Source organism: Vibrio sp. 1CM24A, from assembly GCF_023161725.1.
Taxonomy (GTDB): domain Bacteria; phylum Pseudomonadota; class Gammaproteobacteria; order Enterobacterales; family Vibrionaceae; genus Vibrio; species Vibrio coralliirubri.
This window is the reverse complement of record NZ_JALNTS010000006.1, coordinates 232,460-246,325: the sequence shown is the minus strand read 5'-3', so window position 1 is coordinate 246,325 and position 13,866 is coordinate 232,460. Positions and strand designations below refer to the sequence as shown.

Below are 13,866 nucleotides of genomic sequence, written 5' to 3'. Positions count from 1 at the left end.
TCGAATCTCGAATCTCGAATCTCGAATCTCGAATCTCGAATCTCGAATCTCGAATCTCGAATCTCGAATCTCGAATCTCGAATCCGTTTTAGTACCCCATCAACTGCAGCAAGTTCTCCGCAGTGCTGATTGCTTCTTTACGGTTAGCAATGTTGAGCTTTTGGTAAAGGTTACGGATGTGAGTTTTGATCGTGGTACCCGCTACATCGAGTTCTTGAGCGATCTGCTCATTACTGAATCCTGAATAGATCAGACCAAGTACTTGCCATTCACGCTGAGTGAGTGGGCTAGTGCGCACAAGCTCAGGAATGTTCGGGTGATTAACCAAGTTCTCAACAAAGTCTTCATCGAAGTGAACGGAGCGGCTGCGTTGGGTGGTGGAGATATCTTTCATGATTTGTTGCGCGCGGTGACGTTCTAAATCACCTAAGCCTGGCTTGTTACTCAACTTATCCAAGATATGCCCGATAGTTCCACCGTCTACTAAGAAGTTACCGACCATACCGGTTTGGTTAGTCATATGAAGTGCTTCTTCAAGCAGTACTCGTGCGCTGTCTTCATCGTTAATTTGTGTACGTAACACGGCTTCAACGATCAAGTTTCGGTTAGTGTCTGTAATCAGGTGCGAACGCTGGGCTTCACTCTTAAGGAAGGTCAGCGCTTCTTCGGCTTCTTCGTATTGCTCAAGGATGATGTGTGCACGAACGATGTTTCGCCACTGAAGTTGGCAGAAGTGGTTACTTGCCGATTCAGGTCGAACCGCCACACTCAGCCAATCACGTATCGCCTCTTTATCGCCTTTCACTTGCCAGAACAGAATCAAAGAAAGAGAAGCATTTGCCGTCCAATCTACGTGGTAAGTCGATTGACGCAATAAGTGCTGAATCTGGTCGATAAATTTCGACGCTTTATCAATCTCACCGCGGCTCAATGAAATACGAGCCAACATAGAATAGCTGTGTAGGTGTTTACTCGGAGAGTGGTGTCCAAGGATATCTAAGCCTTTGTAGCAACACTCTTCCGCTTCATCTAGTCGGTTCCAACACCAGAAGATCTGAGCGCGAACACGCAGCAAAAATTCATGCAGCGGCACGTATTGAAGCTGATGTTCTTCAATCAATTTGAATGCGCTGTCTTGAAGCTCAAACGCAGCTTGAACATAACCTTGAGCAATCAAGATTTCGCTTTGTTGCAGAATCGCCCACAGAGCCTGATGGTAAACTTGATACTGACGTGCCAGTTTTTCTGTTTGTTGCATCATCGGTAGCGCACGGCTTAGGTTACCCATTACGTGATTCACTTCGCCCACAACCGAGGTGGCGACAATGCGGCTGCGATAAACGGTGGTGTTCAACTGACTCAATGAAAGCTCAGCCAATTCCAATGCTTTCTCTGGCTCATTGCTGTTAATGGCAACTTGGGCGCGCAAGGCGTTGTATTGGCCTTGTTGCTGAGTATCGAGTTCAATGTTTCGAGCTTGATATTGAGTTTCAGCTTCTTCCAACAAAGTACCCACTTGGTCATAACGGTGCTGACTTTGTGCAAGCCAAGCACGCAACATCGAAAGCTTTGGCTCACTGTAAAGTTGATCGGTGGTCAGTTGCTTGATCGCCATCTCTAAAGATGAAAGCTCGCCTTGGTTGAACATCGGCCAACCGTGTTCAGTCAGGATTTGAATGATCAGTTCTGGATCTTCAGCGCGCTGTGCGTGACGTAGTGCTTGGTGCGGTGTGTTTTGCTTGATCCACGCTTTTGCAGCACTTCGATGCAGTTCTGCTTCTTGCTGAGGAATTCGAGCTTGGCGCTCATGGGCGAGGAACTCACCAAACAAGTTATGGAAGCGATACCAGTTCTTTTCACCTTCAAGAGGGTAGATGAACAAACCAAAACGGTTGAGTGATTCGATCATACCTAACGCATCTTCACGCTGTGTAAGTGCACACACAAGCTCATCGTTGAAGTGATCAAGCACAGAGCATTGCATCAAGAACTGTCGGGTTTCTTTGTCTAGCAGGTCGAATACTTCTTCAACCAAGTAGTCCCAAAGATGAGCGTGGTTAAAGTGAGAGAATGACTCTGCGGACTGTGCAAGAGTGCGTTTTTGGTGTTGTGCTTGTAGCGCGATAAGTTGCAGTGCAGAAGGCCAACCCTCTACATAACTACAAATACTGTCTGCCGTGGTGTCATCAATGCCATCGGCTACGCGTTGGTTGAAAAAGCGTGTGGTTTCTTCGGTATCAAACGCCAACGAGTCATTGCCTAATTCGATCATTAAGTCACGAACGCGCAGGTTTGCTGTACCAAGTGGTGGCGTACCACGACTGGTGACAACCAACGTTAGGTTATCGGGCATGTGTTTGAGGAAGAAGCGCATGGCTTCGTGGATGTCGTCATTGTTGACCAAGTGATAGTCATCCAACACCAGAAAACACTCGTGATGGAATTCCGACATCTCGGCAAATACTTCACTTAATAAAGAATGCAGCGATGAAAACTGTCGCTTTTCTGCCAGTTTTTGGGCGTTCGGACAGGCATTTTGAGTCGCTTTATTAAGTGATTGAAGTAGGTAGTTGATAAAGCGGAAGGCATCGTTGTCGCTATCATCGATGCTGTACCAACCCACATTAGGTTTATCTACCAACCATTGTGCAGCCATGGTGGTTTTGCCGTAGCCCGCTGGAGAGCGGAACAACACAAGCTTATAGCAATCTGCATTGTGAAGCAGATCGAGAACCCTAGGTCGTAGGATTGCATTATGTAAGCGGCCGGGACGAGTCAGTTTCGAAGGGATCCACATATCGAAGTTTTACACCTATTCCGTGGCTATGTTCTGGAATATCCCAATCTATCGTTGAGTGCACTCCAATGACATTAGCCTAATTACTTAAGTCTTTACTCATATTACGTGAAGCCAAACGTTACCGACTATGATCCTCCTCAGAAACCTTGCGCTCCTGCATGTTTTTGGGTGTCTACGCCCTTTATTTGAGACTTTGCTCACGTTGCGGGTTGGTTTATGAATGTGACTTCGTTCATCCCTACACGGGAATCTATGCAAAAGATGAGAGTTGGAAATTATTTTCGTGATCTGAATATCAGATTTGACAATGACTTTAATCTGGTTAAATAAAAGTCACATCAATTGAAGTTAAGTTATCGAACGGGAGCTTGTGATCTTAGTCACTCCAAGTTTTTGTTCGCAGTCAGAACATGAGAGTCAGATCACTAACCCTAAGTCGGTACGCCCCCTACGCCCTCCCATCTACTCCTAGTCAGTTGCGTTAGCGGGAGGATGTTTAGTTTATGGTGACCATGCACGATATGTCACAGATGAATTAGAACTATTAAAAGCGAGATTTCTGAAATGAAACCAACTCAGCAAAAAACTTTCGATAAAGTGTCATTCCAAGAGAGTGTTAAGAAACATTTATCTGCAACCTACGCAACAACCGTTGAAACAGCAGACAGCCGTTCATGGTATCTAGCAATGGGTCGTGCTCTTGCAGAGCTAACGACTTTTGACCTGCTAGAAACTGAAAATGATGAAAAAATTAAGAACGCGAAGAGCGTTAACTACCTATCACTAGAGTTTTTGATTGGCCGTCTAACAGGTAACAACCTGATCAGCATGGGTCTTTACGAACAGATTACTCATGCAATGGAAGAGCTAGGTCAAAACCTAACTGACCTTCTAGAAGAAGAACGCGACCCATCACTAGGCAATGGTGGTCTTGGTCGTCTAGCTGCTTGTTTCATGGATTCTTGTGCCGCTCAAGAATACCCAACAGTAGGCTACGGTCTTCACTACGAGTACGGTCTATTCAAACAATCTTTCCAAGACGGTCGTCAACAAGAAGCACCTGACGCATGGCGTGGTGTTGAAGGTTACCCATGGGAAGTGGCTCGTCCAGAACTAGCACAACATATTGGTTTTTACGGTCATGTAGACGTTGAATTCGTTGACGGTAAAGAAGTTCGTACTTGGGTTCCAGGCATGGAAGTAAAAGCAATGCCTTGGGATCTACCTATCGTAGGTTACGAGTCAAACACGGTTTACCCGCTGCGTCTTTGGGAATGTCAGGCAATTGCACCATTCTCACTAGCAAGCTTTAACAACGGTGATTACTTCGAAGCGCAACACTCGCTAATCGATGCAGGTAACATCACTAAAGTTCTTTACCCGAACGACAACCACGAGAAAGGCAAGACTCTGCGTTTAATGCAACAGTACTTCCACTCAGCAGCGTCTGTTCGCGATATTCTACGTCGTCACGAAGCAGCAGGCTTCTCTCTAGAAGATCTGCCTAAGCAAGAAACGATTCAGCTTAACGATACGCACCCAACGATTGCGATTCCTGAGCTAATGCGCATCTTGATTGACGAGAAAGGTTTATCTTGGGACCAAGCATGGGAAATCAGTGCACATACGTTCGCATACACGAACCACACACTACTTCCTGAAGCACTAGAGACTTGGTCTGAATCACTGATCAACCGTCTTCTTCCACGTCACATGGAAATCATTTTTGAAATCAACCACCGCTTCATGCAGGAAGTTCGCAAGATGTGGCCTGGTGACGGTGAGAAGCAAGCGAAGCTTTCTATCATCCAAGAAGGTTTCCACCGCATGGTTCGCATGGCAAACCTATGTGTGATTGGTTCTTACAAAGTGAACGGTGTAGCTGCGCTTCACTCTCAACTGGTTAAGAAAGACTTGTTCCCTGAGTTCAACGAAATCTTCCCAGGTAAACTGACTAACGTAACGAACGGTATCACGCCACGTCGTTGGTTGAAGTTCTGTAACCCAGGTCTATCTACGCTAATCACAGGTAAGATCGGCACTGAGTGGCCAGCAAAACTTGAGCAGCTAGAAGGCATCGCTAAGTTTGCAACAGACGCGAAATTCCAAAAAGAATTCATGGCTGTTAAGAAAGAAAACAAACAGCGCCTTGCTGATTGGGTTCAAGAGAACATGGGTATCGAGCTAGATACTAACGCTATCTTCGACGTGCAAATCAAGCGTCTGCACGAATACAAGCGTCAGCACCTAGATTTGCTACACATTCTATCTCTGTACCACCGTATTCTTAACGAACCAGGTTTCGAGTGTGAGCCACGCGTATGTTTCTTCGCAGCGAAAGCAGCACCGGGTTACCACCTAGCGAAAGAGATCATCTTCGCGGTTAACAAGATTGCAGAGAAGATCAACAACGATCCGCGCATCGGTAACAAACTGAAAGTGGTATTCATTCCTGACTACCGTGTAAGCATGGCTGAGATCATCATCCCTGCAGCAGACGTTTCTCAGCAAATCTCACTGGCTGGTAAAGAAGCATCAGGTACGGGCAACATGAAGATGGCTCTAAACGGCGCGCTAACTATCGGTACGATGGATGGTGCAAACGTTGAGATTCGTGAAGAAGTGGGTGATGAAAACATCTACATCTTCGGCCTAGACGTTGATGGTGTTCAAGCACTGAAAGCTCAGGGCTACAACCCATACGACTACTACAATGCAGACCCACTACTGAAAGCATCTCTAGACCTACTGACTGGCGATGAGTTCACTCCAGGTCAACCAGGCCTTCTACGTGCAACGTTTGACAGCCTGCTAGACGGTGGTGACCCTTACCTATGTCTTGCTGACTTCGCATCTTACGTGAAAGCGCACGAAGATATGGGCACGCAATACAAAGACCAAGCAGGTTGGGCTAAGAAAGCAATTCTTAACACAGCATTGGTTGGTAAGTTCACATCAGACCGCTCTATCCGCGACTACGTGAACAACATCTGGAAACTTGAAGCGGTTAACCGTTAATACTTCCCAAGTAGCCAAGGCAGTTTCTGCCTTGGCTCAATTAGCTTGTGAGCAAACGAAAGGCTTAAAGGTTTGTCGTTTATAAACAAGCTCCTTACAAACCGATTGTCACAAGCTAATTGATTAGTAAAAAATTAAATTAACAACCCTACAAAATAGAAAGCGTCAGAACGTTTTCGGAGAGAGCGATGAAAGAACAGACCGTATTAAAACAAGTCGCAGAAATGGCAAACATTGCCGACAGTTACGTTAGTGCGTGGGGCGATGAAGCACAAGTATCAAACGAGACGATCACGTCTCTATTGGCTTCGTTGGGCTACGATACAAGCAGCGATGATGCACTGCTTAAGTCAGCAGAAAGAAAACACAAAAAAGATGTACTAGACCCAGTTCTTGTCTTGCGTGACGGTGAGCCAGTAGAAGTGGCGCTTAATCTAGGTGTAAGTGCTCGTGAAAGTGAGTTCAGCTGGCGCTTAGAAACCGAGCAAGGAGAGGTACTTGAAGGCTATCTTCAATCTCAAGTCGTTCGTGACGAGCGTGCCGAGGGTGGCCCTTTAGTGTTTGCATTGCCAAGTGATTTGGCATGGGGTTATCACAAGCTGATTGTGAGCCGTAAGCGCCGTAAGAAGCCTTACGAGATGACACTGATTATTACGCCAAAAGCGTGTTTCAAGCAGTCACCAATCGAGCAAGGCAAAAAGCTTTGGGGACCAAGTGTTCAACTTTACACACTAAGAACTCAGCACAACTGGGGTATTGGTGATTTCGGTGACCTAAAACAATTGGTTGCTGATATTGCGTCTCGCGGCGGTGACTTCGTTGGTCTAAACCCAATTCACTCATTGTTCCCTGCGAACCCTGAAGGTGCGAGCCCATACAGTCCGTCTTCTCGTCGCTGGTTGAACATCCTATACATTGATGTGAGCTCAGTACCTGAATTCGCATTAAGTGCTGAAGCACAACAAACGGTAGGCAGCGCTGAATTCCAACAGCGTCTACAAAAAGCGCGTGAAGCACACTGGGTAAACTACACCGAAGTGTCTGAGCTTAAGATGAGCATCTTGCCTCTGTTATTCGCAGAATTTAAGACTCGTCATCTAGACAAGAACAGCGACCGTGCTCAAGCGTTCTTAGCCTTCGTAGAAGAGGGTGGCGATAGCCTGATGCATCAAGCCGCGTTTGATGCTCTACATGGTGAACTGCACGCTGAAGATTCTGGCATGTGGGGATGGCCGGTATTTCCAGAGAAGTACCGTACATTCGACAGCCCAGCGACACAGAAGTACATCAAAGAGAACCTAGAAAACGTTCATCTGTACATGTACCTACAATGGCTAGCAGATTGCCAGATCAACGATGCACAGTCTCTTGCTGAAGAGAAAGGTATGGCTGTTGGCCTGTACCGTGACTTAGCGGTAGGTGTTGCAGATTCAGGCAGCGAGACTTGGGCTGACGAAGGCAACCTAGTGATGGATGCGAGCATTGGTGCTCCACCTGATATTCTTGGTCCTTTGGGTCAGAACTGGGGTCTACCTCCCTTAAACCCAGAAGTGCTTCAAGAAACAAGCTACGACGCTTACATTAAGCTACTTCGTGCGAATATGAAGCACTGTGGTGCACTGCGTATCGACCACGTTTTAGGTCTACTGCGTTTGTGGTGGATTCCAAAGGGTGAGAACGCAACTAAGGGCGCGTACATCTACTACCCAGTACAAGATATGCTGTCTATTCTGGCGCTTGAGTCTCACCGTTACCAATGTAGCGTTATCGGTGAAGATTTAGGTACGGTACCGGATGAGATTGTCGACATCCTTGCAGATGCTGGCGTGCATTCTTACAAAGTGTTCTTCTTCGAAACATCAGAAGACGACGGTGGTTTCATCTCACCAAAACACTATGCATCACAATCTATGGCGGCACTGTGTACTCACGATATGCCAACACTTCGCGGCTTCTGGCACTGTGATGACCTGAAAATGGGCCAAGAGATTGGCTTATACCCAGATGCAGAACAACTAGAAACCTTGTTCGATGACCGTCTAGAGTGCAAGCAAGGTATCTTAGATTCAGTAGCATGGCATGGTTTCCTACCAGAAGGTGTGGGCCGCGATGCGAGCCAAGTACCGATGGACTCTTATCTTGCTGAGGCACTTCAACTGCACGTAGCGGCTGGTGGTTCAACACTACTGAGTGTTCAGCTAGAAGATTGGCTAGAGATGGATAAGCCAGTAAACATTCCTGGCACGGTCGATGAATACCCTAACTGGCGTCGTAAACTATCAATGAACTTGGACGAAATATTTGCTCACGAAGGTGTTAATCGTATCGCTTCTAAGCTGACTGAAGTTCGAGAAAAAGCAGGTAAGTAATGTCATTGAGTGACTTGAAATTAGGTGGTTTTTTGTTTACGCCATACGAAACTACAACCTCGGTCACTCAATAATGAATGCTCATCTGGTAGAATAAACCGTCGTTATATTGCCCGCACTAATAGCGGGCATTTTTGTATTATGTTTTTTGGATGTTTGGTTAGGGAGAAACGTTTTGGAACTAAGTTCGATTTCAAAGCAAAAACAAATATATACCCAACTATCACAGGCTTGTTTCACAGACCCGTTTGCGTTTTTAGGGCCATACTTACCTTCTGAACAAGGTGCATTACGTGTGTGGATTCCTGGGGCAGATAAAGTCGAGTTGATTGTTGGAAAGGAACCTCGTATTGAGTTAGCGCGAGAGGGTGAAAGTGGTTTCATTCTTAAGCAAGAGAGAGACTTACGTTTCACTCACTATAAGCTTGCGGTTGATTGGGCTGGCGTAGAACAGATCATCGATGATCCGTACCAGTACCACGATCTGTACGCGAGTTATGAAGATCTTCATACACCTAAAGATATGTATCATCACATGGGGGCTCAGTTTATTACGCTAGAGCGTGATGGACAGACGATTTCAGGTACGCGTTTCTTGGTGTACGCACCGCATGCAACTGCGGCAAGTTTGGTGGGTAACTTCAACGCTTGGGATGGTCGCCGCCACCCTATGCAACGCCTAGATTACGGTATGTGGGGCCTATTCATTCCTGAACTGGAAGAAGGCGCTCAATACAAGTTTGAATTAAAAGGACCAAATGGAGAAGGCTTACCACACAAAGCTGATCCATGGGGTTTCTACTCTGAGCAATACCCATCGTTCTCATCCGTGACTTACGATCATGCTCGTTACGAGTGGCAAGATACTCAATGGCAGAATCGCCCTGTAACGCAAAAGCGCAAAGAAGCGCTTTCGTTCTACGAACTTCATGCAGGTTCTTGGAAGCGTAACGCCGAAGGTGAGTTCTTAAATTATCGCGAGCTTGCGGCAGAGCTGATCCCATACCTAACGGATCTTGGCTACACGCACGTTGAACTAATGCCAGTTTCAGAGCACCCATTCTACGGTTCTTGGGGCTATCAGCCAGTAGGTCTATTTGCACCGACTAGCCGTTTTGGCTCTCCAGATGATTTCAAATACTTTGTTGATCAATGTCACCAAGCGGGTCTTGGCGTTGTTCTGGACTGGGTTCCAGCTCACTTCCCAAGCGATGATCACGGCCTAGCAAACTTCGATGGTACACCATTGTTCCATGATCCAGATCCGCGTCGCGGTTGGCATCAAGATTGGAACTCGTACATTTACGATTTAGGCAGAGAGCATGTTCGTCGTTTCTTAGTTTCTAATGCACTGTACTGGTTCGAGCAATTCCACATTGATGGTATCCGTGTTGATGCAGTTGCTTCGATGCTGTACCTCGATTACTCGCGCAGCCATGATCAATGGATTCCGAACGCAGACGGCGGCAACGAAAACTACGACGCCATCGCAACTCTTAAGTGGATGAACGAAGAAGTGTACAAGCACTTCCCGAATGCGATGACGATTGCCGAAGAATCGACGGCTTTCCCAGGTGTTTCGGCACCCACTTTCATGGGCGGCTTGGGCTTTGGCTTTAAGTGGAACATGGGTTGGATGCACGATAGCTTATCTTACATCCAAGAAGATCCAATCAACCGTAAATATCACCACGATACGATTACCTTCCCGCTGGTTTACGCACACAGCGAGAACTACGTATTGTCTCTGTCTCACGATGAGGTAGTTTACGGTAAGGGTTCTATCCACAACAAGATGCCGGGTGATGAATGGCAGCAAACGGCAAATCTACGTGCTTATATGGGTTACATGTATGCGCAGCCGGGTAAGAAGCTAAACTTCATGGGTGCAGAATTTGGTCAGACGGCCGAATGGAATCATGACGACCAACTGCAATGGTTCTTGCTGGATTACGAACGTCATCAAGGTGTTCAGCGTTTAACGAAAGACCTGAATAACCTGTACCGCTCTGAAGCTGCAATGCACGATCTTGATTTTGATCCGAAAGGATTTGAATGGCGTTTACAGGACTCTGCTGAAGCGAGTATCTTAGCGCACGAACGTATCAGTGAATCTGGTGAGCGCGTATTAGTTGTCTCTAACTTTACGCCAGTGCCTCACGAGCATTTCCGTTTAGGTGTTCCTGCAAAAGGTGAGTACTCATTGCTGTTGAATACAGACTCTGTGGACTATGCAGGCAGCGGCTTTGAAGTGAAGCAGACTGCTGAGATTGAATCAGTAGAAAGCGAAGGGCTAGACACTTCGATTGAGCTACGCCTACCGCCGTTATCGACCGTTTTTTACAAGCTAAACTAGGTCTATAAGTTGAGTAAGTCATCGCTGCTCACTTTTCTGAAAGTCTAAAAAAGGGAACCCTAGGGTTCCCTTTTTCTATTTCAGTAAGCTGGTTAGTGTTACTTGAAGTTGGTCAGATAGAACATTGAGCGTCCGACTACCATTTCAAGGATTCGAACTGAGTCGTTGCCAAAACTATCCAACATCTTTTCACGAAATTCGCCGTTTGAGCTGAGGTTAAATTGCTCAGGGTTCTTTATTTGCGAAGCATGGAAAAACATCAATTTAATCACGTATCGAAACTGCTCATCATCGAGAGCGTTTTGCCAAGACTGGATAAAAAGCGCTTCCGATGAAAAGTCTAGACTGTCTATAACGATCGATAGCATGTGTTCGTGAAGTATTGAACGAATAGCGCGGGTCGACGGATAATAGCCCTGAAGCGTCGTTAAACTAATGCCAATCTCTTGAGCAATCCTTGCATAAGTTAGTGCTTCATGTCCTTCAGCCAGAAAAAGGTTTAGTACGATGTTATCGTAGTTTTTTTGATTTTCTAATTTCTGTACTTGAGTTATTCGAGCCATTACAAATCTCTATTGAGTGTAACATTCTGTAAACACAGTATATTAAGAGTTTCTGAATTAAATCTCAAACTCCAAAGGTAAATAACTGGTCAATTTATCGTTAAATATAGTCAGTATTGTGTCATTGGTTCAATTATCAATCAGATTTTGGCATAAACAAAAACACCGCCCTATTGAGCGGTGTGTTATTTAAAGTCTTTGTTTATCTTTGCTAATTCAGATGACTAGAACGGATACCAAAATAACTGCGGCTCTAGAATACGTTTCGCAATGGCTAACAACACGATAAAAGCGATGACACTTAAACAAACAAAATCGATACGTTTCAAAGGTGCATAGCTATACCAAGTGCGTGCTTTCTGTCGACCAAAACCTCGTAATGTCATTGCGTTAGAGATCTCGTCTGCGCGGTCCAAACTAGAGAAAATGAGCGGGCCTAGAACCTTAGCTACATTTTTGATTCGAGTAATTAGGGGCGCTTTCTTTGAAAGCTCTACACCACGAGCCTGTTGAGCATGCATGATATTGATGAAGTCTTTTTTAACTTCTGGTAAGTAACGCAGTGTTAAGCTCACCGCGTAGGCGATCTTGTAGGGAACACCGATACGGTTGAGGCTAGCTGCAAACTCAGTCGGATGCGTTGTGAAGACAAAAATCAACGCTATCGGGAACATGCTCATGTATTTGAGCGTCACAGTGACTAAGTAAAACAGAGTCTCTTGGCTCAACGAGTAGTTACCCGGCAATGTCAGCAATAAGGTCTCGCTGCCGATGAGCTCAGTACCTTGCTGTGGAGCCAGTAGATACATGAACAGAGCATTTAGGCTTAATACACTCGCCGTTCCTAATAACAAAGGCTTATACACGCGTACAGGCACATTGGTCAGCTTTAGAAGGTATAAACCAGTCACAATAAGCAGTGCAATCAATCTTAGGTCGAACGTAGTCAATACTACGGTCACCCAAGCTAAAAAGAGCGCAAATTTGGTGATGCCGTTGAGAGCATGAAGCGGTGATTTTGTATCAATGTAATTGATGCCGAATTTTACTTTTGATGCGTTCATTGAGCGCTTCTCTCGTAGTCGATGAAGTACTGCATGAACGCATTAGTGTCGTCGATTTTCATCATAGTCGCGAGTTCATAAATGCTGGTGGTACAAAGATTTGCACGTTCTAGAAGTGATGGTTGACTAAATACTTCCGTCATCGCTGCATTCGCAATCAACTTGCTGTCCGCGATTACGATTGAACGTGTGGTGTACTCGAGAACGAGGTGCATGTCGTGTGAGATAATCACAACGGTAATACCCAAATCACGGTTAAGCTTTTGGATGAATGCCAGCATGGATGTGTAGTTACGGTAGTCTTGACCTGCAGTCGGTTCATCCAAGATAAGAAGCTCAGGCTCCAGCACCAAGATAGATGCGATCGTTACACGTTTTTTCTGGCCGTAGCTCAGGGCTTCGATCGGCCAGTGGCGGAACTTGCTCAGCCCACACAACTCAAGAACATGCTCTACTTTTTCTGTGATCAGCTTTTCTGCAATATTGCGGTTACGAAGACCAAAGGCAATCTCGTCGAAAATCATATGATGCGAGATCATATGATTTGGGTTCTGCATCACGACACCGACTTTCTGGCTTCTTTCAAAGATAGAAAGCTCAGATAGGTCTTCACCATTTAGATAGGAAGAACCTGAATCGGCATCGATCACACCCATGATGAGTTTAGTGATGGTTGATTTACCCGAACCATTTTTGCCCAGAATCGAAACGAACTCACCTTTGCCAATCTTGAAGCTGACATCTTCGAGTGCGTTCTTCTCGCCGTCGTAAGAATAAGTTAGACCATGAACTTCGAGTAAAGGTGGGTACTGCTTCTCTGCTACCGGGGCAGGGCGCTCAGCAAACCATGCTTGAACAGAAGGACGGAACCTTTTGTAGTCTAAAGCTTTGAGGTTTGACAGCTTGTCTTCGCTAGTTAGTGGTGCTTTCGCCGCCTTAAGCGTCGACAAGTAAAGCGGTTCACGAATACCGTGTGTATCAAGTAATTCAGAAGCCAAGATTTCATCGGGTGTCGTGTCAGCAACGATTTCACCACGTTCCATTAAGATCACGCGGTCGATATCGCGATGTAGGACATCCTCGAGGCGGTGCTCGATAATCACGATGGTCTTGTTGGTTTCTTTATGAAGCTGATCAATGATCTCAATCGTTGCTTTACCCGTTTTAGGGTCAAGGCTTGCTAGAGGCTCATCAAACAGCAAGATATCAACGTCATCAACTAAGATGCCCGCTAACGATACTCGTTGTTTTTGACCACCAGAAAGGTCATGAGGTGAACGCTCAAGCATGTCCGCTAGGTCGACCATTTTTGCCGTCGACTTAACTAACGGGTACATGTCAATGTTCGACATCAACTGGTTTTCGAGTGCGAAAGCGATATCTTCACCGATACTCAAACCCACAAATTGGCTGTCAGTATCTTGTAATACCGTGCCGACTTGCTCGGTATAATCGTGCATCGAAAACTCAGAGATATTCTTGCCGTTTATCTCTAAAGAGCCCGACACCTCACCTTTGATTGCATGAGGTATCAGACCATTGAGACACTGACCTAGGGTAGATTTACCACTACCACTTGGTCCAATAATGACGATTTTCTCTCCTTTCTCTATCCTTAGATTGATATTTTTTAGCGTCGGTTTATCCAGCGACTCATATCTAAAAGAGAAGTTCGAAAATGCTATAGTCATTATCG

The 13,866-nt window shown here is 45.7% G+C and carries 7 protein-coding genes; 3 read left to right on the top strand and 4 right to left on the bottom strand.

Annotation, left to right across the window (positions count from 1 at the left end; genetic code table 11):
• Positions 1-88 precede the first annotated feature (88 nt).
• Positions 89-2,797: an HTH-type transcriptional regulator MalT gene (gene malT / locus MSG38_RS14970; RefSeq protein ID WP_050620425.1), complete on the bottom strand. Its 2,709-nt coding sequence runs from the start codon at positions 2,795-2,797 to the stop codon at positions 89-91.
• 567 nt (positions 2,798-3,364) lie between these two features.
• On the opposite strand from malT, the gene MSG38_RS14965 reads away from it, so the two are divergent.
• The 3 genes from MSG38_RS14965 (at position 3,365) to glgB (ending at position 10,543) form a co-directional block, all read left to right on the top strand.
• Positions 3,365-5,818 (top strand): glycogen/starch/alpha-glucan phosphorylase, encoded by a 2,454-nt coding sequence (locus MSG38_RS14965; protein ID WP_048614594.1) that lies wholly within the window; start codon positions 3,365-3,367, stop codon positions 5,816-5,818.
• 188 nt (positions 5,819-6,006) lie between these two features.
• Positions 6,007-8,187: a 4-alpha-glucanotransferase gene (malQ, locus tag MSG38_RS14960; RefSeq protein WP_248402101.1), complete on the top strand. Its 2,181-nt coding sequence runs from the start codon at positions 6,007-6,009 to the stop codon at positions 8,185-8,187.
• A 175-nt stretch (positions 8,188-8,362) separates the two neighbouring features.
• Complete coding sequence (gene glgB / locus MSG38_RS14955) at positions 8,363-10,543, top strand: 1,4-alpha-glucan branching protein GlgB (protein WP_052879176.1); 2,181 nt, start codon at positions 8,363-8,365, stop codon at positions 10,541-10,543.
• A 98-nt stretch (positions 10,544-10,641) separates the two neighbouring features.
• Here glgB and MSG38_RS14950 read toward each other — a convergent pair whose 3' ends face one another.
• The 3 genes from MSG38_RS14950 to MSG38_RS14940 form a co-directional block, all read right to left on the bottom strand.
• Positions 10,642-11,106, bottom strand: coding sequence for a TetR/AcrR family transcriptional regulator (locus tag MSG38_RS14950; protein ID WP_248402100.1), 465 nt, complete (start codon positions 11,104-11,106; stop codon positions 10,642-10,644).
• 224 nt (positions 11,107-11,330) lie between these two features.
• On the bottom strand, positions 11,331-12,170 hold the full coding sequence (locus tag MSG38_RS14945; protein WP_248402099.1) for an energy-coupling factor transporter transmembrane component T: 840 nt from the start codon (positions 12,168-12,170) through the stop codon (positions 11,331-11,333).
• The gene (locus MSG38_RS14940; protein ID WP_050632808.1) at positions 12,167-13,861 is read right to left on the bottom strand and encodes an ABC transporter ATP-binding protein; all 1,695 of its coding nucleotides are present in this window, start codon (positions 13,859-13,861) and stop codon (positions 12,167-12,169) included. The genes MSG38_RS14945 and MSG38_RS14940 overlap by 4 nt, the downstream gene beginning before the upstream one ends.
• Positions 13,862-13,866: the final 5 nt, after the last annotated feature.